Below are 26,358 nucleotides of genomic sequence, written 5' to 3'. Positions count from 1 at the left end.
ACGATTTCACTAAAGAGCTTCTCCGTTATAGCAAAGAATGGAGGTTGTGTCTTCAGAATAAAATTGCCTGATGGCAGCAATGATTTCTTTTTTCCTATCTTCCGCTTCTTCTCGAGCGAGGCAAAGTTCAACATTATCAATATCATGGGGACCGATTCGCCAATGCCCAAGGACTGCCCCCTTAAACTCTCCATCAATCAAAAGATATTGCAGAACTTCACGTCCTTTGAACATCTCTTTTAACTCATTCATATATACCCTGACCAAGAAATCCGATTTATCAAGCATGAAAACCGATGAAGTAATTTCCTCGTCAATCAGCCCTAGGTCTTTCTTTAGTATAAATCCTTCACCAAGATCATTGATTGTCATTTTAACAATCTGTCCATGCTCCATTAGCAGGTCTAGAGCACTTTGAATCGTTTTCAGTTTTAACTGCGACCAGCTTCTAATTTGCTCTAAGGTACCAAAGACAATCGCATCAAAAAAACGCAAGAGCATGTCGGAAACTAAAGATACGGTATCTTTCTGTATTTCAATTTCTCCCCATTCAGTCCTAAAGTCAAACCAGCCCGTATTCCAATCAGTATCAACTTGTGATTCATATACCAAAAAAGCTTCTTGCATCCTTTTCAACGCAGCGGTGATTTCCCTTGCTTTATAGGGCAATTCTTCCTTCAATTGGTCCTTTGATACACCACCAAAAAGTTGAATCATCGCTAAAATTTCTTCATGAAGTAGTGTTACTTTTTGAATTGGTTTTCGATAAATATTAGCATACAGACTCAAGTCGTCTTCCAAAACATATCCGATTCTCCCAGCTTGGAAACGCCCTTTTACTAACCTATGTTTCTTGCGTAAATTGCCCGCTATTAAGAAATCATCAAAAGCTGTCCTGTGTACCAACTGTGGAGGGTTGCCGGGCCGACTATTAGAGATAGGAGCGACAGGCTGTAGTAAACGAAATAGCTGTTCATAAGCTTCTGTATCATGAATGTCCCTTAACGGCTCCACTAGCTTTTGCCTTTTAAGCCGTTCACAAATGATTCTTTCCGTATTCAACATACACTCACCTCCGACCACTGCTTTTTTAAAAATCTCCTTAGGCATATAAATCAAACATGTTTACATCATAACCAAGCTGTTTCAGGTAATTGAAAAATTGTCCTCGATGATGAAAGAAATGGGAAACTTCTTCAACAAGCCAATGTGCTTGGATAGCACCTTCTTCTAGATAAAAGGGCTTTGACTTTTTAGTTAAAAAGTCTTCGTCGGACAAAGACTGCATAAAAGTTTTGTAGCCTTGAAAACCATTATTCATGGCTTCAATCATAGCATCTGCTGATTCCAATTTATCGTACTTTGCTTCCAACTTTTGAATCGTCGCTTGATCTTTTTCCTGCCAAATATTAAGATCTACCTCCGGAATGGCTACAATATGTTTAGCTAATTCTTCTAGATTCCGCATATTATCAGCTGGCCGATATCCCCAATCCCTTGCTTGTATTTTTCTCAATAAACCTTCCATAGAACGGACACCTAGTTCAAGCTCATCCAAAAGTTCATTTCTTAAAATGTTTACTGCATCCATTGCACTCATCCTTCCATTTATGATTTCCCTCAATCTATCATGGAATAGTGACAAATCATGTCATTATTCCATGATAATTTTTTTGAAAAGAGCATCAACGGTATTGTTCTACAAGCATTTTTAACTTTTGTCTCATATATGTAATAGCTTCTGAGGGTTCCCTTATCATAGCCTCGCAGCCAAAATTCCAAATAAGATCTACAAAAAAGGTCAATTCTGATTTGGGGATTTTCGTATTAATCAAACCCGTTCCATCCTCGCTTATCTTCAAAAAACGTTCCAAATCCAACTCCGACATCGCACGACGGGCACCTTCTCTTGTGAATTCCACAGATAAAGTAACTGGATCAGGACAGCCTTTTTCGGATAATTCAATCCAATCCAAAACTGATTTATATGGCAAGCTCTGCGGCGTTTCCCTAACATCTACCAAGTTTTAGCAAGAAAGCAATTTCTATACCCTTCGCCAATAATATAGGGCCAATTGGGTTCTGTCACGAACTTCCAGCTTATCTAAAATAATCGAAAGTGTATTTCGTACAGTTCCTTCACTAATAAACAGCTGGCTCGCAATTTCTTTATTAGAGCATCCTTGTGCAACAAGCTGAAGAATGTCTTTTTCCCGTGCTGTTAAATCCTCAAGTCCATTCTTTTTGGGCTGTGTCAACTGTCTTAATACATCTGCATGAAGTACCGAACTTCCCGAAACTAATGCTCGTAATTGCTGAGCCATATCCTGAACCTGTGTAGCTTTAAGTAGATATCCTTCTGCTCCTGCTAAAAACGCCAGCCTTATATTTTGTTCATCTTCAAAGGTCGTCAGCATCATCACCAGTATTTGCGGCCAGCGTTTTTTTATTTCACGAGTTGCTTGAATGCCATCCATTCCCGGCATTTGTATATCCATAAGAATTACATCTGGTAACGAAGCTTCACACAGTTTGATAGCTTGCGCACCATCATTCGCTGTTCCAATTACTTGGATATCTTTCTCACGGGACAACAGCAGTTGAAGACTTTCGTATACCATCGCATCATCATCGGCAATTATTATCTTCACTTCAAGAACCTCTTTCTTCTTATAGCGTTTTCATATAATGATAATCATTTAGTGAGAATTTCTACTCTTCTTCCATTAAACATAAAAAACCTTATATTCTTCAATATTATTGTGTGGATAGCACTTATTAATCGGGGTAAATGAGAAGTAGTTAACTAATCTGCTGCCCTGCCTAACTCTATTTTAAAGATGGAATTTTGCGGAAGATTTATAGGGCGATACGTCTTTATCTGTCTCTTCCAGCGGCAGTACACAGACAAGCTGAAATCCTTCTTTTACAGAGGAGGCTGCCAAACTGCCTCCAACTGATTGTGCTCGTTGACGCAAATTCCTCAGCCCGATCCCATGCCCATCAGCACCTTGCAAAACGCCATCATTGAAAATAGAAAGACGGACAATACTTTCACTGACATCCAAAGAAACTTTTACTTGTGTTGCTTCCGTATGTCGGACAACGTTTGTTAAAGATTCCTTCAGAGACGGTTCCAAAACCCCCCACAAATAGGCGGGAATTCTCGATGTATCTCCGTAAATCCTTAAATCGACTGGACACGTGTTAAATTGTTCACTTATTTCTATAAAACTTTCAAGGCCAATTACAGTTACTGGCTTCATATTACGCACCGTCTCTCTCAAATGGCGTGAGCTCTCCGAAAACCTCTCTTTTGCTTTTAAAAAAATCTGATTTGCTTGTGGATCACCTTCCTTCCAAAGCTGTTCAAATGCCTGCAACGCCAGAATAGCCCCTGTCAGCTCATGACCAACGTGATCATGCAATGATTTCGAAATACGATTTCGTTCCGCCATCTCTGCTACTTTTGCACTTTGTACACTTGCCAGTAGCAGCTCACGCTTGAAGTTTTCTAATTCATAGCGTTGCCTCCGCTCCCGATCAGCTTCCTGTTTATACGCATCTATGCCCTTTGACCAATGATAGATAGCCATTCCGGTAAACGAGGCGGCAAATAAAATTGTCAATAACAACAACGACAATTGTGATTCCACTAGGAAAAAAACGGTGATAGATAACATAATAAACCAGGGTTTACCTTTAAGCATCACTTCAAAAAAAGGAAAAGCTAGGGCAAACCAAGCATCAGGCCAGAAGACACTCGTTATGATACATGCAGCCTGATCGATTAGTGTTGTCCAAGCAGGCATATCAACTCTGCCTCTCACTAAAACCATCGTTGTCAAAAACAGCAGAAGGAGAATCCCTGCTTCTCCAACATCATTCAAGAGCCAAAATAATCCAAATAATAGGATAGCTAGGGAGCGCCATATAAACGTGCATGTCAATGGAGTCAACACTTCATATTTATTTGGCGTCATATATGTTGATCTCCCTTCTACTATATAAAATCTGTAAAACTTCAATCAGCTGGGGTTTGCTTGCCTCCCCACTGATATTAGTTGAATCAATCAGGCTTATACTGGCAGTTGATTCCACACTTACCAGTTTTCATAACTTACGAATTCCTCGGACTAGGGGGCTTACTGCCAGTTAAACTGCGATAAATCTCTATTCATATTTTATTCAGTTTATCATGTGAAAAAGGGTAAGGAAACTATCTATGATAAGAAAGCTCATCAAACTTAATAATGAGTCTTGTTGTGTCCTATGAGAGACGTCGTTTGCTACCAATTACAAGGAAAGTCACGGTAAACAGAAGCAGGATGATTAACGGAACCAGCAGTTCAGTTTTATTTGCTTGACTTGCCACAATCGTCATCGATTCCACCAACCAGTAGGTAGGGAGCAACATCGCAAGGCGCTGCATCAATTCAGGCATCATCTCTAATGACCATAACATTCCTCCGCCCATCGACATCAGCATAATGAAACTCATCAGAATCACAAAAGCTGTCTCCTTATGTCTGAATAGCGAAAACCAGGCAAGCGAAAATCCAATTGCTGTCATTGCAAATAACGCATATACCACAAAAAGTAAAAGTGGATGAACTAAATCATGCCCATATAAAAGGCCGCCAACAATCACAAGTATGATCTGTACAATTAGAATAAGTGAATAAGCCAGCAAGTTTTGCCAAAGATACTGTAAATGCGTGACAGGGGCAACTCCAATCCTCATCAAAACCCCTTTAGTTCGATCATCCATTATGATACTGACAAGCCTAGCAGCTGCAAAAAACAATACAACTCCATACAGTTGAAAACCTAAAGGTAATAGCGTCCACTCTTCATCAGGCATTAAGATGACGATAACAGGTAACACACACAGTAATATGATATTCATCTTATTTCTAAAACAACGCTTGATTGTAAAAAGGAAGATGGTCATGCAAGCCGTCTCCTTCCAATTAGCACCACAAGCACCGCTAATACAACAGACAGCAAAAGCAGCATTCCCATACTCAAATATGCATCACTCATTCCCGCCCCTATCATGTTATAGATGATCGCCGTCTCACCAAGTGTCAGCGGATTGATATAGCGATTAACCCAATCAAAGAGCGCTATTTCAGGGATTGGAATGAATAAATAACCTGATAGGAGCATGAAGAGAAAAAGATATGCGTATCCAATTAATTCTGCCATTTTATATTTCTTTATTGCCATAACAGCTAACAAGAACACGAGTTGCGAAACAAAAGAAACAAGCGTCAAGACAAGAATCACCCAAGCCATATTTCCCCAATTCACAGCAAATACCCAGTGTGTAAACAACACCATAATCGTTCCATTCAGGATATTAAACAAGACACTGCTTATCAATATGGAAAAAGTATGGATATATATTGGATAAGGCAAGGAAAGCAAACGCCACCTATTTTCCGAAAACAGATCAGATTTTACTGTTTCCATCGTATAAAACCCTCCAACAAGTTGAAAGCCGATAATGATTGCGCCTGCAATCATCTCCATTCCTGATCGGCCATGTTCATCAACAAATTCATCCCCGATTGCAAAGCCGTTCACCGTTATAATTGCTAAAGGAAGCAGGATTAAAATGACGTAGCCCATATAACCGCGGAGCATTCTTCGCAACGCAAAGTAAACAGATCTGAGCAACATGTTATGCCTCCTCTCCATCGCGCAGTGTCTTCCCTGTCAAAGTGAGGAATACATCTTCTAACGTTGGTTTCTCCGCTGTAATGGACCGAACTCCTCCTGCTTTTTTAACCACAGCAAGCACGTTATCCACATTTTCCGCACCACCACTGGATATGATCTGAATTTTCTTTCTGTCTTGCATGACTTTTTTCACTCCACCTAGGTTTCGCAGGTCGTCCAGTAACTCATTGGTTGGTTCCTCAATTACTTCCAAATTAATTATCTCTTCATGCTGAATGTTTTCAATCAACTCATCTAATGTTCCTTCCGCAATAACATGGCCTTGATCCATGATAGCTACTTTAGAAGCAAGCGATTGGACCTCTTCCATATAATGTGTCGTGTACAAAATGGTTGTTCCTTGTTTTTGCAGCTTGCGCACCGATTCCAGAATATAATTCCTCGATTGTGGATCGATTCCTACGGTTGGTTCATCCATAATTAACAGGTTCGGCCTATGAACAAGTGCACATGCAATGTTTAAGCGCCGCTTCATTCCCCCCGAAAACTTAGTTGGCAAGCTTTTTGCTCTATCGGTCAAACCAACAAAGGTAAGTGTTTCATCTACCCGTTGCTTAAGTTCTGCACCCCTTAAACCATAGATTCCACCAAAGAATTCCAGGTTTTCACGAGCTGTTAAATCTTCAAATATCGTAATCTCCTGTGTGACTAATCCAATTTGCCGTTTGATCTCCATAATATTTTCATCCAGTCTTTTTCCAAACAACGAAATATTACCAGAGTCTACCTTAATCAGTCCTGACAATGAATGAATCAACGTTGTCTTACCTGCCCCATTCGGCCCGAGCAATCCAAGGATTTCACCTTCTTCTATCTTAAGGTCGACATGATCCAAGGCTCGAAAAGAGCCATACCTCTTTACAATGTCATTCATATTCGCAATTATCATGTACGATAGCCTCCTCAATGAATTTCTTTGATGGTTTTATTATTGCAAGAATTCATTAGCAGTAGTAGTTACAATTGTAATGAACTTAACTAGTCGATTTAAAGGCTGGGAATGCAAATTGTGGATATAATGATCCAAAAGAGGTAATTTTTCACATAGGAGCTGCCTCAGCTTCTCTGACAGCATCTACCATCGATAATTGAGCAACTGAAATAACCTTATCTTTTGCAAGGATATTTTGCAAAAAATCTAAGATTACTTGATTATAAGCTTTTTTTGGTTCCTCATTAGCAATTCAAAAACATCGTTAATCACCATTACTTCTATATCTAATAATTTTTGATGCATATCCGCATATTGACGAAGCCGCTCCATTGTCCCTTTAACAGTTGCAGGGTTTGTAAATAGAATGATTTGCGGCTGCTGGATATGACAGATATATTCAAAATACGGTTTATCCACTTCTATAATTGGTATTGATATGTAGAATCCTCTTCCTGTAAAAGCGCAATATAGTTTGTTCAAGTAATTAGAATGACATCTACATTGCAACGAGCAATCCATTTCATCTGCTCTTTAACTTTATTTTTGGCCTCTTCTCCTGTGAAATTTTCATTTGATGTAATTTGATACATTAGCGCAGGATCAACAAAATGGATTAATTCAATATCATATGAGGAAAGTGAGGTGTCTATATATTCAATATTTGAATAATGTGCATGTAAGCATCCTAATCTTTTCTTCAAATCATCCCCTCCCTCCATATTATTTTAAATATTCTAATTATATCGGAATATATTATATACAGGCAGGCATCTAGATAAAAATACACCGTCAGATTTCAGTCTGATTACAATTCAATCGAGAGTATCCTACTAATTCTCCATTATTGTTACTTTGACCATTATTTATCGTCTCCTTTATTTATAAAATGCTGATTAATTTGTATTCGTACAGGCTATTTAGAATGGCTTATTGTGGAGAAAAGAATTCCTGAAAAGATTCTATGCACCTAAAATTAAATTAAAAGGTAGAAAAAGTGTGCGTAGAGGGTTCTATGCACCTAAAATTAAGTCAAAAATCGGAAAAATGGTTCATAGGAGGTTCTATGCACCTAAAATCAAGCAAAAAAGCAGAAAATCAGTTCATAGGAGGTTCTATGCACCTAAAATCAAGCAAAAAAGCAGAAAATCAGTTCATAGGAGGTTCTATGCACCTAAAATCAAGCCAAAAAGCAGGAAATCGGTTCATAGGAGGTTCTATGCACCTAAAATCAAGCCAAAAAGCAGAAAATCGATTCATAGGAGGTTCTATGCACCTAAAATCAAGCAAAAAAGCAGAAAATCAGTTCATAGGAGGTTCTATGCACCTAAAATCAAGCAAAAAAGCAGAAAATCGATTCATAGGAGGTTCTATGCACCTAAAATCAAGCAAAAAAGCAGAAAATCAGTTCATAGGAGGTTCTATGCACCTAAAATCAAGCAAAAAAGCAGAAAATCGGTTCAAGAATCTTTACCTTGGAGCAAAGGGGACATCTCTTTCCATGTTCTTCGCCCCCACTCCGTAATTAACTCACCATAACTTTCAGAATCGTACATTTGTTGGTCCACATCTGCGATCGTCATAGACCAAGACACTTTCGGTAACAGCGGCGCATCCTTCGGCCTTTTGACCTCCCATTTCCGTATACTCGCATCAGTATCTTTTGCAGCTAATTTGCGGATCTCTGGTCCATTGAGGTTATGCATAAAATAAGCACTTAATTTCGATTCCACCCATGCAAGTGCCTCATCACTATAACCATGATGTTGAATCATATAGCAAGCAACGGTAAGGAAATGAACCCGACCGTACCCAGGATTAGAGAACTCTAAATCCATGAATTCATGATAAATAGATTGGCATGTCCTTTCCTCCCATGTTCCAACTAAGTATGCAATATTATAATCTATAACGTAGCGTCAGGGTCAAAAAATTTCTATCTAATACAATGCTCATATAGTGTAAATAAGTCAACTAAATTTTAATAGCGATAAATATAACGTTATTGATCCCCGACACTTTGTTTAACTATTCATACACCTTTCTTCATCCTAAGACTGTCAACAAGACCATGATTCCATTCGTTCCCCCATGAATAATAATTGCTGGCCAGATCGAATTAGTTCGTTCATAGGCTAAGGCAAAAATAATACCGCTAAAGAAGTTTACTGGCATGACATTATATGTGGGGATATGAATCACCGTAAAGATGAGTGAACTAAGCAAAATACCTCCAATAAACCCTAAACGTGTACGTAACCAACGATACAGAAAGCCTCGATAAAAAATCTCTTCATATATTGGTGAAATAACTGCCGCAGAGATAAAGCCAATGAAAACAGTAAAGAAAGTTACGTTTTTCTGCATGGCATCTGTTTTACTGTTCTCCCATGAGTTTCCGATAAAACTAGTAAGCACTACGAAGATGATGGCCCCCGCCATTAGAGTAGCAGAAAGCAAAATAATGATTTTCCAATCCTTCACGGCAAATCTTTTTAACCCAACTTTACTCCAAGAAAGCTTTTTGGGACGTAATGCAATAAAATAAACACCGAGAATTAGAATCATTGCTATGGTTAACCCCATTAATGTTCCAGCATACAGCTCATCGTCAAACCAATTAGAATAAATGGGCTGTACAACAAACTTAATACATCCAATTACAATTACAAATTCAAGTAACATTAACCAAATAAATTCTTTCAAACCCCAACAGTCTCTCTCTTTCCAATTCTTCTCCATGCTTTATCCCTCTTTCTCTATGATATAATTCCACTATAGTTGGTTACGTAACGTCACCTGCAAGTTTTTTTAGAGGAGGGAATGAAATGAAACAATGGACTACTGGGGAGGTATCTAAACAGCGAAATATATCCGTTCGTACACTTCGCTATTATGATCAAATTAACCTTCTCACCCCAAGTTATAAAGATGCTAATGGAAGACGACTCTATTCAGAAAATGACTTGTTTAGATTAGAGAAAATTATCATTTTAAAATCTCTTTCACTTCCATTGGAAAATATTCGCGATATCTTAGATAGACTATCTTATAAACAAATCCTAATTTCACACTATAATTATCTACAGGAACAACTCGCAGAGCTTCAAACAAATATTGCTAATACGACCTCATTAATTAATATGCTTGATCTAGAAGAATCTCTATCTTGGGAACGAGTCTCCACACTTGTTCAAAATTCACAAGACAACACTAAAAAATGGGTAGACTATTTTCAAGATGATGAAAAGATGTTCTTAGAAAATACGATTCCAAATCTTAGTAACAGTGATGAGACAACACAGCAATATATTTCCTTGCTGCGACGAATTGAATGGTGTATAAAACATAATATTAAAGCTGAATCAGAAGAAGGTATGCAGATTGCTTCTGCGTTAATAGAATTATCAAATGATACTTTTCAAGGAGATACAAAGTTAATAGATGAGTTCTGGGAAGTCAGAAAACTGCCTGCTGAAGAAACAGGGCTATATCCGATTTCGGAAGATGTGCTAGAGTTTGTAGAACGGTGTATGGCTGCATATAACAACTTAAAAAAATAGATGACCTTCTATAAAAATCATATTGTTGAAATCCCCTTTTCTTCAATTCATTAGCCAGGTTTAAATTATAGATGACAAACCCCCTTAGATAAAAATGTCCAAGGGGAAATGGTATGACTCTATTCTTAATTAGTCCCAATAAGGGATTTACTTCCAAGGAGTGAAAGCCATATTTTCTAATAGAGAACACGACTGCTACATTAGTGATGACAAATTATGATTTGCCACTCGAATAATCGGCTCAGTGTTCGTACTCAATGCATATGTATATTTCGGTTTTGGATCTGTCACTAATATTTTCTGCACTAAGTCCCCTTCATACAGTTGACTGAGCCGTGTAGAAATTATACGCGGAGTAGCCGTTTGCAATAGCTGACAGATAGAATTAAATTCATGATAGTGATGGTAAAGAGCGATTAACACTGGCCAATTCCATGCTTTAGCAGCAAGAAAGCCGTGATTCAACTGTTGTTCAGAGCTTGAAAGCACAAGAGCAGCTTCTTTCATGAAATGCCCTTTTTCGGTGAGTTGATATTCCGGTAGTAATGGATGATTTCGCTCAAATGGAGATAAGTGTTGGACAAGCCCTGATTCTGCCATCGCTTTCAAATTATCACTCAGCCTAGACGGCGCAATTTGCAATTCGTTTTTTAACGGTGTAAATCGTCCACCCGATTTCTCAAGTGATAATAGGATAGGGATAGTCCACCTTCCAGAAAGTTCTTTCGTGATGTGTACGATCTGAACAACTTGATTCATTACGACACCATCAATGTTTGAGATAACTCCAAGTCGTGTCCGTCTGGGTCTTTGAACGTAATCAGCTTAGCATACTCCGGAATAGTGGATATTCCCCCATTAAACGTGATTCCTTTTGCCTTTAGTTCTTTGACTGCAATCTCAATGTCTTCTACTTCAATAACCGCTGCTGCTGTGGAAGGGACAACTTGCTCAGCTTCTGAAAATCCAATAAAACAATCTTTCGTATTCGTATGGACACTTCCCATCCCATTTTCTTTGTCATAGGAATCTATTTCAAAACCTAACTGCTCCGTGTAAAACTTCAATGTACGCTCAACATTACTAACATTGTACCATAGCGTGAATCCAGGTTTGTACACCTAAACACCCCTTTAACTATTTTAATACCGAAAGTATACCTAGTACACTTTTGGGTGTCAATGGATATTCTTTCAAAAAAAAGATTCTGTCGTCGCCCAGCCTGCTTTAAGCAAAACGATTCGGCGATTGGAAGATGAGTTGGGTGTACCCTTATTTGATCGCAAGGCGCGTCAAATTCGTTTGAACCCATTCGGCAAAGCTTTTGAAGTAGGAGCGTAGGCTGCCATCCATTTACTTGAGGATTGAGGAAGGACGGCGGGAAGTGGAAGATCTATCAGGCTTAAAACATGGGCGGCTTCACTTGACAATTATGAATATGGAGCAAGTCAGAGAACCTTTATTTTCAGTCTTACTTTTTGGGGAATTGTCTTTTTTTATGGATAACTTGTTAGTTCCGCTCACTATCTAAAAAACTTTAAGAGGCTGGGACATAACTAAAATGTTAAGCTCCAAAGACGAACAATGTATTACCTTAGCGAAGGAAATATACGCAGACTCCTGCGGGAAGTGAGAGTTCGGCAAGCCCCCGGAAGGCGAAGCCTGAGAAGGCTTGCCACTCGCCCGCGGAAAGCGGAGTATATTTCCGGAGCGAGTGTATACACCATACTAGTTCGTTTTTTTCTTTGGTGAAAACACTTTTGTCTCATGCTCTAAATATTTTTCTACTTCACTGTTGATTGATCCTCTGTTTCCTTTTCTACACATTCTCAATATAATCTTTACCCCATTCATACATCGCATCTATAATTGGTAAAAGTTCTTCTCCGTGCTCGGTAAGTGAATACTCTACTTTGGGCGGCACGACGGGATAAACTTCTCGATGGACGATTAAATGATCTTCCAGTTCCCGTAATTGATTGACAAGCATTCTTTGAGTAATTCCCGGCATAAGAGATTTTAATTCCCCGAATCGTTTCGTTCCTTCCCTGCCTAAATGCCACAAAATTAACATTTTCCACTTCCCGCCAATCACTGCGAGCGTTAATTCTTTTTCACAATTAAATGTTTTCTCTCCTAAATTCGGCATTCATGTCACCTCCGCTTTGTTTTAGCCAATTCGTAGCACAATTACAAGGTTAAAAAATGGGGAGATAGAAATAAAAAAATTGTCTTTGGATAATGCGTTGAAGTTGAATGATGTTTGGGAAGATCGCAAGGATGTGTTGAAAATGAAGGTTAAAATTGGGATGCGGAAACCCAGTCTGAAAAAGCGAGTAAGCGCATGTACTAGCATTAAAAGACAAGTGGTCCATCGGGCCGGGATTAAAATGCCGCGGGGTTATGGTTGGGTGCGAGATCCGAAAAAATATGCTTACAATAAGGTGTACAATCGTACTATGTTTGATATATTTAAGTTGATTAAAAAACTGTTCAAGTAAAGCCCCCACAAACGTGAGGGCTATTTTTCATCTTGAAAAGGCCCCCTCTCTTTTGAAAAGGGGCTTGGCCCAAGGGGAGGTGCTACCTACCAATCATCACGTCGACAGCGTTCTTCTCTACATCGGCAAATGAATCTCTCGCGGTCACGGTCATGATCACGGTCATGATCGCAGTCACGATCATCCCTATGCCTCACTTCTCGACACCTACAAATCAATCTTTCCCGTCTCCGCCTGTCTCTTTCTCCACCAAAAAAATCATCTTCATAATAAGACATATGCTCATAGCATCTCCTCAATATATATTAAAGCCGGCCGACCTTAATACATATAGTATTGAAAAATGCCATATTTGTTTGGACTGACTGTCTGGTGATAAAGAGGATTTTTATGCAAACAGAAAAAGCAACCCACCACATAAGTGAGTCGCATTTTTTATCCCCGCATTTTCTTCAGCAACTGAGCATTTTGTCCGGCCGTACCAGAATAATTTTTAATCCCATGCTTAGCCGCCAACTTTTTTCGATTAGCAAAGGAAGAATCAACCTTGATCGACTTGAGATAATCGACAATGGAATTAGTCTTCTGATCGCCTTTAGACTTGCTTGGCTTTTTTGGAGTCGATGTATTACCGTTAATTGCGTCTTGCACAGCCTGATAATTTTTTCCAAGCGATTTCTTCCGTGCTTCGCCATTGCCATGTTTACCGGCTAAAGTTTCTTTTACCAATGTATCGATCGACTTTGCCGCAGGCTTAGGCTTTGCTCCCATCTTTTCATTGACGCGTTTTTGTACAGCATCATACTGACTGCCTAATGACTTCTTGCGCTGTGCTCCACTACCGTGTTTACCAGCAATGACTTCATTAGCTAGCTGATCGATGGTTTTCGAATTAGGCTTTTCCGTTGATACTCCGTCGACTTCCGTCTCAACAGGCTTCGTAGTGGCTTTCTTGAGTCCAAAATATTCAGTGACACCCTCAGCCACAGCCTTTCCTGCTGCATCTAATACCTTGTTATTGCGAAGTTTTTTAATGTCTATCGTGCTATCCATAAAGCCGCCTTCAATCAGAATGGCGTCCATCTTGGATTCACGAAGCATGTGAAAATCTGCTCTTCTGTGTCCTCTATTCGCTAGTCCATAAGCTTTTAAAATGTGTTTAAGGACAATCGAAGCAAGCTTTTCAGCATTGGGGAGGTTTTTATCATAGGTATAGACTTCTGTTCCAGTCCAACTGCCCCAATTTCCGGTATTAGCATTATGGTGACAGGAAATAAGGATGTCTGCCCCCCAATTATTAGCCTTGTTGGTCCTTGCGGTTAGGGATACATCTGTCTTGCCTGTTGGATCGTCTAACCTCAGTACCTCTACGCCTTTATATTGCTTTAAATATTTAATGGCCGCCACGACCACCTTATCATTAAAATTCCATTCATATTCACCAGCTGGGGTACGCTTACCTGGTGTGACTCCAAATCCTCCGTGACCAGCGTCTAATGCTACTTTGACCATTATTTATCGTCTCCTTTATTTATAAAATGCTGATTAATTTGTATTCGTACAGGCTATTTACCTTTAAAAAATAAAAATGAGCAAAGCTATCTAAGCCCTGCTCGTTCCAATTGCTCTTTCTGCTTTCGTCCTTTTTTGCCCTAATTTAAACATTTAAAATTCCTCCTTTTTAAAATGAAAAAAGAGCCCGTTAGGACTCTTACAAATACTCTTTATCGTTTCGTGGCTTGATGTATCTTAACGCCTGTTTGCTGTCACTTAACCCCTTGGTTGTTGGATCGGGGATAAGGTTAAGAGCATTTACAATTGTTAAACCAACAGGTTTATTCCCTTTTGTTAACACCGCCCAAATAAAGGTGGATTTTCCTCCCGCTGCACTTTGCGGGTAGTGATAGGATCGAAAGGTAAATTTATCAGAAAAATTAATTTCACTAGCTTTCGGCGTAGTGAATGTAACATGCCGTATTGTTGGCGTATTCTCTTGAATTGGCACAGACCAGCTTCGGTCATAAGCTGGTGGGTGTTGGATATAATAACGTAAATATTTTAATTTATCTTTACCGTTATATTCGCTATACCCCATAACGATTAATGTGTAAGTCGTTTCCGGTTCTAGTTGTAAGGATAATTTTTTTCCAAAACCATGCTGTGTTTCAGTTGACGTTACAGTCCCACGAGAGTCTGGAAGCAAATTACTTACTCCGACTTCAAGTTCATCCAAACCCGTCTGAACCTTAGCAATCTCACTTGTCAAGCTACTACTTGTCTGTGATAACTATGATTGCGTGGCAAATTTAGCATTGGCATCAGTTGTGCTCATTTTAGACTCGATTGCCTTGGCATTTTGTGAGATTAAAGACTCATGGTGCTTTACTTCCTTGGTTATAGTGTTTACACTATCTTGACTTGCCTTAGACTGTATGTCCTTTTCCGTTTGAGTAATTTTGATTGTATGAGAATCGACAGTACCTTTTAAAGTGTTAAAATCATCCCGAGAAAGTTTAGATTCGATCAGTCCAGCTTGAAATTCTAATTCTGTTTTTAATGTGGTTATTTCTTCGTCTGTTTCTTCGGGTGCTGGTCTATATGCGGTTGCTTTGTTACCTTTTTCAATCTGTAGTTCCTCTGGCAATTCGCCTTCTTGGTAAACAATAGACAGCAAAATATAGTTTATACCTTCTGGTACTTTAACGCCTTCCGCTGTCAAATCTGTATCATGCGATACTAGACTGTTCCACGCAACACCCTGTGCAGGTTCATCCTCGGTTAAAGTGAAGCCGTGGAACAGCCTGGTGCTAATAGTATATTAGCACCAGGCTGAATGTTCTCCCAATCCTACATCATTTATTTTTTTGCAAATGTTTATTTAATGCCGTTTCAATCTTTTTGAAGTAAAGGTACCAGCCGAGACAATTTAGCAAATACAGTAGGATGAAAAGCAAACTACTCCATAAAATAACCGTTCCGTTAAATGGTATCCAACCGACGGTACCAGCGATGATGAGCCAAGCACTATAGGAGAGAATAAAGTGAATAATAGACTTTTTAATGATATTGCTATCGCTATCTCCAAAAATAAGAGAGGATATGCCAAAATAGATACCTATTAAGAAGCTTGCTCCCATATTCATCCATATTTCCGAGACAGTTGCCTCAAAAGCATTGAATTTCATTATGGTGAGGGCAATAAATGTCAATATACCCCCGATAGCGATGCCCAGCATAGAACGCTTTAAAATTTCAAGTATCATTTTACTGCCCTCCCTGCATCAGTTTTTCTTTAATGGCATTGACATATTTTCGCGTAATATATTCCTTGTTACCGGATTGAAAATATACACATAGATTTCCATTAAAAGAGGCTTCAAATTTTTCAATACTGTGAATATTTCCAATAACAGACTTTGAAAAGCGCATAAAACCATGGGGGATTAAGAAATCTTCCACTTCATATAGCTTCATTCTCACTTCAAAACGCAAGTTTTTGGCCACAGCATATATTTTTCTTTTTTCGGCATGAATAAAATCAATCTCCTTCGGCTCTAGGAGTATAGTTTGATCTTCATCAAAACCAAATAAGCGTTGCTGTTTCGTTTTTTTTACAACACTTACAATTTCCTCCAGTTCCTGTGTCCATTCCTTTGCTAGGATGGTTATCTGCGTTTCTTTATGATTTTCATCGAGATCGATGTTTATTTTCATTCTCATCCCCCTAAGTGCGCTTCATCCTCCGCTAGTTTATAGCTCGTTTCAGAAAATATGAGTAGCGAATGATGGCGATAATAAAGGCAGTTAATCCAATTCCAAATAATATTCCCAATGTTTGAAGCAACTCGGAAACTTGAGTGGTTCCTGCCATGGCATCCTGAAAAGACTGATGAGCCCAATACTGAGGCAAGAAGCGGCCAATTGTTTGCATAAAGCTCGGCATCATTTCGAATGGAATCCATAACCCACTTAGCATTGCCCCACCGAGAGCGATTATTTGAGTAATAGCGATCCCCATATTTTCCGTATTTACGGTAAGTGCCATTGCCAATCCAATTGCTGTAACGGTAAACGTAATGAACAATGATAAAATCAACAGAATAATTGGCTGTCCCAGTGAAACATCATAAACTAATTTTCCAAATAAAAATAACACCACAATCTGAATAAGCACAATATACATAAATGGAAGCCACTTTCCAAGCAAATAATAATAGCTTTTGAGTGGTGTGCTAGCTAGTCTAGCTGTCATCCCTTTATCCCTGTCTTTGATAAACACCTGCACCATCGAAATCACAATAAAAAATACAAACATCACAATGTATCCAGGAACAATCGACTGGATCACTTCATGCTTTGTTGCAGTGTCAGCACCTGCTGTAAATATCGAAATAAATAAAATAGTAAACAGGATAGGCAGAATCAGCATCCAAAAAACTAGCCCCTTGTCCTGTACATGTTTCTTTAATTCTACTTTCATAATTGCATTCATTGTAACACCTCCCCATTTAGTCTCTCAAGCTACTTCCGGTTAACCTGAAAAATACATCCTCTAATCGTGGTCGGACTAACTCCAACCGTTCTACTTCGATATTATTCTTTCGGCAGTATGAGCTAACAAGTTCCATTGCTTTGAGCGGTTCTTCTGTATAAAGGAAGAAAGCATCCTTTTCTATTGAAACAGTACCGTATAGTTCCAGTTTTTCCCGAGTAAGGTTACGTGCTTTTACACAAATGGAAGAAACGGCATATTGTTGAAGCAATTCATTTATCGTACCAATCTCCACCATTTTTCCTTGATCAAGAAAAGCAACATAGTCACAGAGGCTCTCAACCTCCTCCATATAATGACTGGCATAGATAACTGTCTTTCCGTCTTTTTTTAGGTTTTCGATCATTTGAAAAATATATTTTCGTGATTGAGGGTCTATACCGACAGTCGGCTCATCCATAATAATCAGATCCGGATTATGCATCAGTGCACACCCAATATTCAGTCTGCGTTTCATCCCTCCTGAAAAGGTAATTACTTTATCCTTACTCCTTTCCTGAAGGCCAATCAATGTAAGCACCTCAGTTACCCGCGTATTCAATTGGCTTCCTTTTAAGCCATATAGTCCACCAAACAGTTGTAGATTGCTGGCCGCTGAAATGTTTTCCTCCAAAATGATATCTTGAGGGACATAACCAAACCTCTGCTTTGTTTTGTCTGAGAGTTGTTTTTTGTCAAACGTAATGTTTCCTTTGTAGTCACGAATTATGGATGTAACCATTTTAATTAATGTGGATTTCCCTGCTCCATTAGGACCAACCAGACCATAACAGATTCCTTTAGGAATGGTAATGGAAACATCTTTTAAGGCCTCTGTCTTACCATAGTGCTTTGTTACATTACGGATTGTCAGCATTTCCACCATCTCCTTTCACATATATTATGGCAAAGAAGCAGGTGTCTGCGTTCAGTAATCGCATAACATGCAAGGCTGTATGTATGAAAAGCCGAAAACTCTACATGAAAAATATGAAGACTAAAATATTTTTTCTCTTACTTGTCGCTCGAGAAGTTGTATTTTCACATTGACCTCAAAAAGACAGAGGGAATTTTAATTCTCTCTGCCTTTTTGAGCTCTTCTAAATAATTTATCTTTTAACGGCCAAAAAGTAACACACACCACCAAGTAATTTTATTACTCCAGTAAACCATACAACTGCGATAAAGGAAGGTTCAGGATTGATGGACATCTCATATATTGCCCCACCGAGAGACCTAACACCAATCAAACCACCCATTGCCCAGTAAAAGCTCATTCCTGCAAAGATCACGGTCCAAGCTATCCCCAAAGCAACGAACCAGTGATTACATCTTAAATAAAAATTTTCCCCCACTTTCCTCCCCCTTCATCGCTGAGCAGATGGAAGTCAATTACGATAACACCTCATATATCCAGTACTTCTATACTTGCTTCAGTTTATCACACACCCTGGCTAAGGACTTCTTCCCAATTGCTAAAACGAATCCTTCAAGAATCTCACGTAGAATTGCTCAAAGACCGTAACTCTTCGTTCTGTTTATATAATATTCAGCCCTCGTCTCTAAATAGTATCAACTTTAAATTTCAAGCTTATTTTGCAACAAAAAAAGCTGGGACATAACTAGAATGTTAAGCTCCAAAGCCGAACAATGTATTAACTTAGCGAAGTATATTTCCGAAGCGAGTATATACACCATACTAGTTCGCTTTTTTCTTTGGTGAAAACACTTTTGTCTCAGTCTTTTTCAAATAATTTTTGGTTGTAGTCATTGATCAGTTCCTCCACGCCCCTGCTATTTGTGTAGCAAGATGAAACAACATCAATTGCTAGCATAATTATGGTACAGAAAGCAGAAGGACCAATGTATTTTCATTTGTTGCATTTAATAATAATTATCTTTTAGTTATCCCCCATACTCATACCCTTTAATACGACGGCCGTAATAAATACTGTTACACTAATAATTGAAACAGATACAACAATCGCTGTTCCTATGCTCATTTTAATTTCTTCCTTCATTCAATTATAGTCACATTATTAAGATCTACCTTAGCTACCTTTAAAAAATTATAGGTTAATTTATCCATTTGCGCGCCGTCAAAATCTGCCTTTTTCAAAATACAGTTTTGGAATTGAACATTATTCAAAATTGTATGGCGAAAAGAGGTCTTTTTCAATGCAGATCCGGAAAAGATGGTTTGACGAAACATCTCTCCGTCAAAAACAAGCCCAGATAAATAACAATTTTTAAATTGAGTCCGATCATAAATTGCATTTTTAAAGGTGACAGCAGTAAAGTTAGCATTTTTAAACAAAGCTCCCGTCAAATTCACATCTTCAAAAATACAGTTTTTCAAGTTACTGTTTTTGAACGTACTATTTGTTAGGTCAGAGTGGCTGAAATCCGCTCCATTTAGGTCACTACCATTGAATTTACCGTCATGCACCGATACTGAACGAAAATCCATATCATGCAATGTTTGTCTAGAATAGTCCATACGAACAGCCTCTTCCAATTCATCATGCTGCAGATTAATTGTGTCTAACAGTTCAGAAACTTCACCGATCGAAGCAACTGTGTGATTATATGCTTCTTCGTCACTATATCCATTTTGTTTGTAGTCCTGAAATTTCTCTTTTAAGTTTTGTGTCAGTTCTTCTTCTAATTCCTGTGCAGATTTCACATTGTGATATGGGGCAAAAATACTATGAACATGTGCTTTTAATTGTTCAATCATATGTTACTCTCCTTCTTATAACAGGCGTTCAAGAATCTTTTTAGCCTGTTCCCAATTTGACTTATTTTGTTTATACGTTTGTTCACCACTTGATGTAATCGTATAATATTTCCTACGGCCGCCTTGTGTCGCATCTCCCCAGTAGGAGTGAATGTTACCATCTTTTTCAAGACGTTTCAGACTGGAGTACATGGTTGCCTCCTTTAATTCATACTGTTCACCTGAATTCGCTAGGATTAATTTGCTAATTTCATAACCATATTTATCTCCATCAAGCAGGAGTTTTAGGATCATTGTATCGGCATGTCCGCGAAGCAGGTCAGAGGATAATTTAGCTTGCAATATACCCTCACCTCCTTATGTACATTATTAACCATATTACTATGACTGTCAAGGTAACTCACAAAAAAATTTCTAGTATCATAATTGTGAATTAAATATTTGAGAGCAGTTAATCAAGTATCACAAAGGAAAACTTTATTTTTCGCCTATATTTTAAATTATTATTTTCACATAAATAATCTGAAAATTTATCGAAAAGCCCCTGATAAATCTTCAGATTTAAAACATTATCCTTATATCCTGTATTCCTCTAGAAGCGGAGGCCGTAGTCACACGGTACAAAAGATCCCACCATGCTAGGCACAGATTTTTACAGGTATCAGTACTATCATTCCGGGAATTGCACCCACATACTACCAATGCTTACTATCGCATATTCATTATTCTGTTAAGTTACCTATTTAACATTATTACTGGATTCATCGAGTTCGATCTCTGACCTAATATATATATACGGGGAGGCTAGTTCAGTTACAAAACTCATGGATGATCTGCTTTTTTATTTCTTCTATGGGGAACTGTTGTGGATAAGTTGATATCATCAACATAATCCCTTGCAACGTAGAAGAAAAATATAAGGATCGTTTCCGTGCTTCTTTTGCTTTCAGTTTTTCAAATATCTCACATTGAAATTCAAACTGTCTGGCGTTCTCTTCAATAAGAAAACGGCTATATTTGATCAGCTCTTGATCAGCTTCAGGTTGTGTTTGTAGGTGGAGGTAGAAACGGAATACTTCCGGCTTCTTATAGACATTATCTATAGCTCCCTCAATGATTTGCTTGAGTTGTTCCGCTGGATTCTCAATAGTGCTTGCTTGATCCATGACTTCAACCATTTCTCTCACTCTCATGTCAACCATTGTCGCCAGAAGCGCTTCCTTCCCCTTAAAATAATTGTAAAGCAACCCTTTAGAAATGCTAGCATGTTCGGCAATATTGCTAATGGAAGTTGCATGATATCCTTGTTTAATGAATAACTCCATCGCGGATTTTAGAATGCTCTCTTTAGCTAACTGTCGAATACGCTCATTCTCTTGTGGTGTTCTTGGCATGACAATCATCATTCCTCCAAAAATTCATTTATATGACGACACAAAACTTCAGGATGCGTTAGTGTAAGCATATGATCCGCATCAGAAAGTTCAACAATATGAGCATCTGTCTGTTTTCGAAAGCAGTCAGCAACACGAAGGTTATCAGGTAATTCCTCTGTACCAATTATATACAAAGTTTTCAAATTCAGATCACCCAACCTTTCACTTGCAGGCGGATTCGTCCAAATCAATTCAAAAGCTGGCCAATTAAATGACCGTTTAATATGGTGTCGAAGCATTTCTTCGGCAAGCTCTTTATGGGGGCTAGTCTGAACAACACGATATGAAGGGGCACTTTGTGAAATCTCAATCATTTTATTAATGTCGGGCGCAGCAGCATTTACTTTATTCATGTAGTCTCCAAACTCCGGAGAATAGTTAAACCCTGTCAATGCCGGTGCAATTAAAACCAATTCCGATACATATTGAGGATATTCTAATGAAAAGTCTATAGCAACCTGGCCACCCATAGAATGTCCGATCAATACGGCCTTGTGAATATTCAGATGATCAAGGAGCTCCTTCAAATCTTCTACACAATTAACATCTCCTACTGGATCTGGCGATTTCCCTGCACCATACCCATCATAACTAACTACCATATGATCTTTGGCTAAAAGAGGTGCTACAAATGTCCAGTCCCGTAAGTCCGCGCCACCACTGTGAAGAAGAACGATAGGTTTCCCTTTACCATGTATTTCATAATACAAATCCATTGGAATCTCCTCCATATTCTTTTAATATTGAGGATCATTTTATCATCGAATGAACATTCAGTCAATAAAAAAACCGATTGAGTGGAACAATAGGCCGCATTCATACTCCCTTTATTCATTATAAAACCATTTCTCTTTTTTATTTATACACTTTATTAACCTGGTTTTGCCCATATCAAATATAACGAACCTGCCAAGTAACGCTCCTCTCTAATAGGCTCTACATTAGACTTTGCTACAATAGCAGATATATTTCTGTTCTGATGACACCCTGCAACCCTTAAGGCCAGCGGATCCACCATTTTCTGCATTCCTGCCAAAAATTTATTAGTACTAATCCCATGCTCCAACAAGAGAATTTTCCCTTCTGGCTTACACCATTTTTGAAATTTATTTAAGACAGCGACTGGTTCTTGATAAGCACAAAAACTAGTAGAAGATATAATGGTGTCAAAGCTGTTCTCATCAAATTCAACCATTTCAACATCTTTTTGGACAAGTGTGGTTTGAAAAGGATAATCCTTTGCCGCTCGCTCTGCTGTTTTCAACATTTCATGACTAAAATCCACCCCTGTCAATTCAATATCTTTACTATAGCAAGGAAAATTAAGTCCAGAACCAATAGCTACCTCTAAAACATTTCCCTCTGCTTCTTGAAAAATTCGTTGGCGAAACGCATACAATTGATCATGTCTTCGTCGTTTATCATATTTTTCTGCCTGCTTATCAAACTTTTTGATTAATGATTGTCGGTTCATATTAACCCTCGTTTTTCGATTTATTTAAACCGTATCTTTACTTAGCAAAATCTGTCCTATAATTTCCAATATCATGCTGTACAACTACAAGTCCAAGATTGCTAAAGTTATTTATAAAAAACTTTCCTTAGTTCATCAAGGTAGCCATCCAGTTCTGCGAGAATATGATCATAATTTAATTCAGAAGATTTCGTATTCCTCATCCCATCTAATATCTGGCTTGTAAAACCAACATTTGACCATAAAATAAGCTGCTTCGATTTTTCAATGTCTAATCCTTCTCTGAATTTAGACTTATCCACAGTATCAAACAATGTCTCATGGCATGAAGATAGTTTCTCACTAGTCCTTTTATCCAGCTCCCTATTCACTTCATCAGACTTCGTAGCAGAAGAAAGATTAATAAATTCGAAAATCCAAGGATGCTTTTGTATCAATTCAAGCTGGAGCAGATAAGATTGGCGCAGTTTTTCAAAAATATCCTGTTCATCAAAATTCATTAAATCGAGATATTCTTCGTTAATCAACTTCGTACAGTAATCATAAAGGAATAGAAAAAGGTCTTTTTTGCTATTTACATAATGAAACATTAAACCCTTTGAAATTCCTGCCTCTTTTGCAATCACATTTGTTGAAGCATTATCAAACCCTTTTGTGGCAAATTCTTTTAATGCCGCATTTAAAATAGCCTCTTTTCTTTTGGATTCCAGGTTCATAATTTTTGAATGCATAGTATCACCTTTTCATTATTTACCTAACAGGTTAAATTCATTATATTTACATTTACCTAAAAGGTCAATAACCTTTGAAAGAATATCTCATTTAGACGCCAGCCGATATGACGGCAAACAAGCATTCATCCCCCACCTATACCTCAGGTTTCGAGGAAAGGGACTTCTACCCCTGCCGTTAAAAATCTAGCCTTCCTAAAGAAAAAAGAGTGAAGACCAATTGGCTCCACTCCTGAGTTACTATTTTTTATCTTGCATTTATCTATCATCATTCTTTTCCTCAAAGCTATCGAGCATAACACGTACCTCATCAGTTGATTCCGTGCCCATCAATTGGTTTCTTAATTCGCTTGCTCCTCGAAAACCACGTACATATATCTTAAAAAAGCGATGCAATGCCTTGAATGAACGCGGCTCTATTTTGGAGTATTTATCATAAAGATTTAGATGGGACCTTAAGAGAACAAGCAATTCCTGACTGTTATGCTCTCTCGCTTCTTTTTCAAACGCAAATGGATTGGTAAAAATACCCCGTCCAATCATTACACCATCAATACCGTATTGACGGGCAAGACTCAAACCTGTTTGACGGTCAGGAATATCTCCATTAATCGTTAGCAATGTATCTGGTGCAACATGATCACGAAGTTTCTTTATCTCCGGGATCAGTTCCCAATGGGCATCAACTTTGCTCATTTCTGCTCTAGTACGTAAGTGAATGGAAAGATTCGCAATATCTTGTTTCAATATGTGTGTCAGCCATCCTTGCCATTCCTCTACATCTGTATAGCCGAGTCTTGTCTTTACACTTACGGGCACTTCTCCAGCTTTAGCTGCCTGTATTAGCTCTGCCGCAACATCCGGTCGACGAATAAGACCAGAGCCCTTCCCATTCTGTGCTACATTAGGCACAGGACATCCCATATTAATGTCCACACCCTTAAACCCTTGTTTTGCTACACCCTTACTCATTTGCCGAATATACTCAGGCTTATCTCCCCAAATATGGGCTACAATTGGTTGTTCATCCTCTGTAAAAGTCAAGCGGCCACGCACGCTACGATGCCCCTCTGGATGGCAATAGCTTTCCGAGTTTGTAAACTCTGTAAAAAACACATCAGGACGAGCTGCTTCGCTTACTACATGGCGAAAAACAACATCCGTCACATCTTCCATCGGTGCCAGCACAAAAAATGGTCTTGGTAAATCACGCCAAAAATTTTCTTTCATCTTCCCACTCTAATCCTCTCATCTATGGATAACAGGCAAAAGCCTTATCCGTAAATTAAAAAGCAGATCTGTCCTCTGCTTCGCTTTATTATTTCATTGACAATAGTATCACAAGAGTATTGATCAATACAAAAAGACTGAATCCTATTGATTTCAGCCTGCTAGTATAATCGAGATACTTCCGATGTGATTTTTCTGCTAAAAGTTATCTTAGCATCACCCCGACACCCTTTCACTTGGCTAATAGTTCCTACACCAAGCACAAAGAAAAAGACTGGGATTGTATTGGATCCAGTCTTAATTTGGATGGTAAAACCGATTGGGGAGGTGATGGAGAATACTACCATACCATATTGAATATCCTTTGTTCTTGTTACTGTTATCTTTCATTCCGTCTCTTCAATAGGAGTGAGCTTGGCTTCAATTTCTACTCGCTTCTCCTCCAAAAATGGCGGTAAGTCTAGTTTCTCTCCTAAATGGTCCACATTTCCGTCAACGGTAAATCCTGGTCCATCTGTTGCAATTTCAAACAGAATACCATTTGACTCACGGAAATACAAACTCTTGAAGTAGAAACGGTCAACAATCCCTGAAGAATGGAAACCTCTTTTTTTCACTTGTTCATCCCAAAACTCAAGCTCTGCATCATTTTTCACACGAATAGCTAAATGATGAATACTGCCACGACCAGGTTTTTCTGAAGGGCCATCCATATACTTCACGACGATTTCTCCAAAGATTTCTCCTTCAACTGACTGGAAAATCGCTTCTCTTTCACTTCGGCTAACCTCTATATAACCAAACATGTCCTTAAGGGTGCTTGCCATTTTTTCAAGCCTACGCACCGTCATTTCCACAGAACCCATTCCTTGAATCTGATGCTCTTCTGGAACGTCAGACTTTTCCCAAGTTTCCCAGTGCTTTACTTTTTCTCCGTTTGAAACGAGCAACACCAAACGAAGCCTGTCAGGATCCTCAAATTTCAAGGCAGGACGATCGGCATACATTGTGATTCCACTATGAGCTACACCGAGCTCCTCAAACCTAGCTTTCCAATAATGAAGACTATCTTCTGATGGGACAAGCAATCCGATTCTAGTAATTGCATTTGTCCCAGGATATGTGCTCCCTGCTAAAGGAATTTCAAAAAATGTTAGCTCAGTACCTGGGCTTCCTGTTTTATCTCCATAAAATAAATGATACATCGAAGGATCATCTTGGTTCACCGTCACTTTCACACGACGCAACCCAAGCACATGTCGGTAAAAGTGATTATTTTGATTTGCGTTTTTTGTAATCATTGAAATATGATGATGTCCTGGAATTTTATACATTGATATTTCCTCCTCTTCTTCAACTTGCCAATCAATTGACAACTAAAAAATTATACATAGAACCTACTCTTCTATATATTATTTCCAATATGTTTTTGCTACTTAGACATGAGCATATATAGTATTTCCTTCATCTATC

Annotated in this window: 33 protein-coding genes and 1 pseudogene; 4 read left to right on the top strand and 30 right to left on the bottom strand. The window is 38.5% G+C overall.

Annotation, left to right across the window (positions count from 1 at the left end):
* Window positions 1-9 precede the first annotated feature (9 nt).
* The 9 genes and pseudogenes from IPU53_RS06420 to IPU53_RS24835 all read right to left on the bottom strand — a co-directional run.
* Window positions 10-1,065 (bottom strand): hypothetical protein, encoded by a 1,056-nt coding sequence (locus IPU53_RS06420; RefSeq protein WP_207449028.1) that lies wholly within the window; start codon window positions 1,063-1,065, stop codon window positions 10-12.
* 37 nt (window positions 1,066-1,102) lie between these two features.
* Complete coding sequence (locus IPU53_RS06415; RefSeq protein WP_207449026.1) at window positions 1,103-1,591, bottom strand: DinB family protein; 489 nt, start codon at window positions 1,589-1,591, stop codon at window positions 1,103-1,105.
* A 94-nt stretch (window positions 1,592-1,685) separates the two neighbouring features.
* Entirely contained in the window at window positions 1,686-1,994 is a 309-nt protein-coding gene (locus IPU53_RS06410; RefSeq protein WP_207449024.1) for a WYL domain-containing protein, read from the bottom strand.
* 51 nt (window positions 1,995-2,045) lie between these two features.
* Complete coding sequence (locus IPU53_RS06405; RefSeq protein ID WP_207449022.1) at window positions 2,046-2,651, bottom strand: response regulator; 606 nt, start codon at window positions 2,649-2,651, stop codon at window positions 2,046-2,048.
* 183 nt (window positions 2,652-2,834) lie between these two features.
* On the bottom strand, window positions 2,835-3,983 hold the full coding sequence (locus IPU53_RS06400; RefSeq protein ID WP_207449020.1) for a sensor histidine kinase: 1,149 nt from the start codon (window positions 3,981-3,983) through the stop codon (window positions 2,835-2,837).
* A 287-nt stretch (window positions 3,984-4,270) separates the two neighbouring features.
* Window positions 4,271-4,954 carry an ABC transporter permease gene (locus IPU53_RS06395; RefSeq protein WP_207449018.1) on the bottom strand — a complete coding sequence of 228 codons (684 nt, stop codon included), beginning with the start codon at window positions 4,952-4,954 and terminating at the stop codon, window positions 4,271-4,273.
* Window positions 4,951-5,688 carry an ABC transporter permease gene (locus IPU53_RS06390; protein WP_207449015.1) on the bottom strand — a complete coding sequence of 246 codons (738 nt, stop codon included), beginning with the start codon at window positions 5,686-5,688 and terminating at the stop codon, window positions 4,951-4,953. Before IPU53_RS06390 ends, IPU53_RS06395 begins: the two co-directional genes overlap by 4 nt.
* Before the next feature lies 1 nt (window position 5,689).
* Entirely contained in the window at window positions 5,690-6,637 is a 948-nt protein-coding gene (locus IPU53_RS06385; RefSeq protein ID WP_207449013.1) for an ABC transporter ATP-binding protein, read from the bottom strand.
* Window positions 6,638-6,803: 166 nt separating this feature from the next.
* Window positions 6,804-7,401: pseudogene (locus tag IPU53_RS24835) on the bottom strand (hypothetical protein); the annotation flags it as partial.
* Window positions 7,402-7,745: 344 nt separating this feature from the next.
* Between IPU53_RS24835 and IPU53_RS06370 the strand changes: the two are divergent.
* On the top strand, window positions 7,746-8,204 hold the full coding sequence (locus tag IPU53_RS06370) for a hypothetical protein (RefSeq protein WP_207449007.1): 459 nt from the start codon (window positions 7,746-7,748) through the stop codon (window positions 8,202-8,204).
* Here the strand turns inward: IPU53_RS06370 and IPU53_RS06365 are convergent.
* Window positions 8,140-8,517, bottom strand: coding sequence for a DUF5946 family protein (locus IPU53_RS06365; protein WP_207449005.1), 378 nt, complete (start codon window positions 8,515-8,517; stop codon window positions 8,140-8,142). The two genes, IPU53_RS06370 and IPU53_RS06365, sit on opposite strands and share 65 nt — an antisense overlap.
* A 208-nt stretch (window positions 8,518-8,725) precedes the next feature.
* The gene (locus tag IPU53_RS06360) at window positions 8,726-9,421 is read right to left on the bottom strand and encodes a CPBP family intramembrane glutamic endopeptidase (RefSeq protein WP_207449003.1); all 696 of its coding nucleotides are present in this window, start codon (window positions 9,419-9,421) and stop codon (window positions 8,726-8,728) included.
* An 86-nt stretch (window positions 9,422-9,507) separates the two neighbouring features.
* On the opposite strand from IPU53_RS06360, the gene IPU53_RS06355 reads away from it, so the two are divergent.
* Window positions 9,508-10,242, top strand: coding sequence for a MerR family transcriptional regulator (locus tag IPU53_RS06355; RefSeq protein ID WP_207449001.1), 735 nt, complete (start codon window positions 9,508-9,510; stop codon window positions 10,240-10,242).
* 195 nt (window positions 10,243-10,437) lie between these two features.
* Here IPU53_RS06355 and IPU53_RS06350 read toward each other — a convergent pair whose 3' ends face one another.
* Together IPU53_RS06350 and IPU53_RS06345 are read right to left on the bottom strand one after the other, a co-directional pair.
* Window positions 10,438-11,001 carry a winged helix-turn-helix transcriptional regulator gene (locus IPU53_RS06350; protein WP_207448999.1) on the bottom strand — a complete coding sequence of 188 codons (564 nt, stop codon included), beginning with the start codon at window positions 10,999-11,001 and terminating at the stop codon, window positions 10,438-10,440.
* Window positions 11,001-11,363, bottom strand: a complete 363-nt coding sequence (locus IPU53_RS06345; protein WP_207448997.1) for a VOC family protein — start codon at window positions 11,361-11,363, stop codon at window positions 11,001-11,003. Before IPU53_RS06345 ends, IPU53_RS06350 begins: the two co-directional genes overlap by 1 nt.
* 127 nt (window positions 11,364-11,490) lie before the next feature.
* Here IPU53_RS06345 and IPU53_RS25585 point away from each other — a divergent pair, with 127 nt between their 5' ends.
* Window positions 11,491-11,583 (top strand): hypothetical protein, encoded by a 93-nt coding sequence (locus IPU53_RS25585; RefSeq protein ID WP_396019912.1) that lies wholly within the window; start codon window positions 11,491-11,493, stop codon window positions 11,581-11,583.
* 478 nt (window positions 11,584-12,061) lie between these two features.
* On the opposite strand, the gene IPU53_RS06335 is transcribed toward IPU53_RS25585, so the two are convergent.
* Window positions 12,062-12,391, bottom strand: a complete 330-nt coding sequence (locus tag IPU53_RS06335) for a winged helix-turn-helix transcriptional regulator (protein WP_207448995.1) — start codon at window positions 12,389-12,391, stop codon at window positions 12,062-12,064.
* Window positions 12,392-12,533: 142 nt separating this feature from the next.
* Between IPU53_RS06335 and IPU53_RS24825 the strand changes: the two genes are divergently transcribed.
* Window positions 12,534-12,743, top strand: coding sequence for a hypothetical protein (locus tag IPU53_RS24825; protein ID WP_242698111.1), 210 nt, complete (start codon window positions 12,534-12,536; stop codon window positions 12,741-12,743).
* A 435-nt stretch (window positions 12,744-13,178) separates the two neighbouring features.
* Here IPU53_RS24825 and IPU53_RS24820 read toward each other — a convergent pair whose 3' ends face one another.
* From IPU53_RS24820 to IPU53_RS06245, 16 genes are all read right to left on the bottom strand, one after another.
* A complete protein-coding gene (locus tag IPU53_RS24820) occupies window positions 13,179-14,255 on the bottom strand; it encodes an N-acetylmuramoyl-L-alanine amidase (protein ID WP_242698100.1) in 1,077 nt (358 codons plus the stop codon).
* Between the two features lie 199 nt (window positions 14,256-14,454).
* Entirely contained in the window at window positions 14,455-15,009 is a 555-nt protein-coding gene (locus tag IPU53_RS06315) for a phage holin (RefSeq protein WP_207448993.1), read from the bottom strand.
* A gap of 21 nt (window positions 15,010-15,030) precedes the next feature.
* On the bottom strand, window positions 15,031-15,462 hold the full coding sequence (locus IPU53_RS06310) for a hypothetical protein (RefSeq protein ID WP_207448991.1): 432 nt from the start codon (window positions 15,460-15,462) through the stop codon (window positions 15,031-15,033).
* A 133-nt stretch (window positions 15,463-15,595) separates the two neighbouring features.
* Complete coding sequence (locus tag IPU53_RS06305; protein WP_207448989.1) at window positions 15,596-16,006, bottom strand: DUF3021 family protein; 411 nt, start codon at window positions 16,004-16,006, stop codon at window positions 15,596-15,598.
* Between the two features lies 1 nt (window position 16,007).
* Complete coding sequence (locus IPU53_RS06300) at window positions 16,008-16,457, bottom strand: LytTR family DNA-binding domain-containing protein (protein ID WP_207448987.1); 450 nt, start codon at window positions 16,455-16,457, stop codon at window positions 16,008-16,010.
* 31 nt (window positions 16,458-16,488) lie between these two features.
* The gene (locus tag IPU53_RS06295) at window positions 16,489-17,235 is read right to left on the bottom strand and encodes an ABC transporter permease (RefSeq protein ID WP_207448985.1); all 747 of its coding nucleotides are present in this window, start codon (window positions 17,233-17,235) and stop codon (window positions 16,489-16,491) included.
* A 16-nt stretch (window positions 17,236-17,251) separates the two neighbouring features.
* On the bottom strand, window positions 17,252-18,151 hold the full coding sequence (locus tag IPU53_RS06290) for an ABC transporter ATP-binding protein (RefSeq protein ID WP_207448983.1): 900 nt from the start codon (window positions 18,149-18,151) through the stop codon (window positions 17,252-17,254).
* A 232-nt stretch (window positions 18,152-18,383) separates the two neighbouring features.
* The gene (locus IPU53_RS24815; protein WP_242698099.1) at window positions 18,384-18,629 is read right to left on the bottom strand and encodes a hypothetical protein; all 246 of its coding nucleotides are present in this window, start codon (window positions 18,627-18,629) and stop codon (window positions 18,384-18,386) included.
* Between the two features lie 662 nt (window positions 18,630-19,291).
* The gene (locus IPU53_RS06280) at window positions 19,292-20,014 is read right to left on the bottom strand and encodes a pentapeptide repeat-containing protein (RefSeq protein ID WP_207448981.1); all 723 of its coding nucleotides are present in this window, start codon (window positions 20,012-20,014) and stop codon (window positions 19,292-19,294) included.
* 15 nt (window positions 20,015-20,029) lie between these two features.
* Window positions 20,030-20,308, bottom strand: coding sequence for a PadR family transcriptional regulator (locus IPU53_RS06275; protein WP_242698110.1), 279 nt, complete (start codon window positions 20,306-20,308; stop codon window positions 20,030-20,032).
* A gap of 515 nt (window positions 20,309-20,823) precedes the next feature.
* Complete coding sequence (locus tag IPU53_RS06270; protein ID WP_207449160.1) at window positions 20,824-21,408, bottom strand: TetR/AcrR family transcriptional regulator; 585 nt, start codon at window positions 21,406-21,408, stop codon at window positions 20,824-20,826.
* A gap of 8 nt (window positions 21,409-21,416) precedes the next feature.
* Complete coding sequence (locus tag IPU53_RS06265; RefSeq protein WP_207448979.1) at window positions 21,417-22,166, bottom strand: alpha/beta fold hydrolase; 750 nt, start codon at window positions 22,164-22,166, stop codon at window positions 21,417-21,419.
* A gap of 155 nt (window positions 22,167-22,321) precedes the next feature.
* Entirely contained in the window at window positions 22,322-22,924 is a 603-nt protein-coding gene (locus tag IPU53_RS06260) for a class I SAM-dependent methyltransferase (protein ID WP_207448977.1), read from the bottom strand.
* Window positions 22,925-23,031: 107 nt separating this feature from the next.
* A complete protein-coding gene (locus tag IPU53_RS06255; RefSeq protein WP_207448975.1) occupies window positions 23,032-23,655 on the bottom strand; it encodes a TetR/AcrR family transcriptional regulator in 624 nt (207 codons plus the stop codon).
* Window positions 23,656-23,913: 258 nt separating this feature from the next.
* Window positions 23,914-24,885: a tRNA dihydrouridine synthase gene (locus IPU53_RS06250; RefSeq protein ID WP_207448973.1), complete on the bottom strand. Its 972-nt coding sequence runs from the start codon at window positions 24,883-24,885 to the stop codon at window positions 23,914-23,916.
* A 386-nt stretch (window positions 24,886-25,271) separates the two neighbouring features.
* The gene (locus tag IPU53_RS06245) at window positions 25,272-26,219 is read right to left on the bottom strand and encodes a ring-cleaving dioxygenase (RefSeq protein ID WP_207448971.1); all 948 of its coding nucleotides are present in this window, start codon (window positions 26,217-26,219) and stop codon (window positions 25,272-25,274) included.
* Between the last annotated feature and the right edge of the window lie 139 nt (window positions 26,220-26,358).

The sequence above is a fragment of the Bacillus sp. SD088 genome (genome assembly GCF_017355205.1).
Classification (GTDB): Bacteria; Bacillota; Bacilli; order Bacillales; family Bacillaceae_C; genus Lederbergia.
This window is presented reverse-complemented; position numbering and strand designations above follow the sequence as displayed.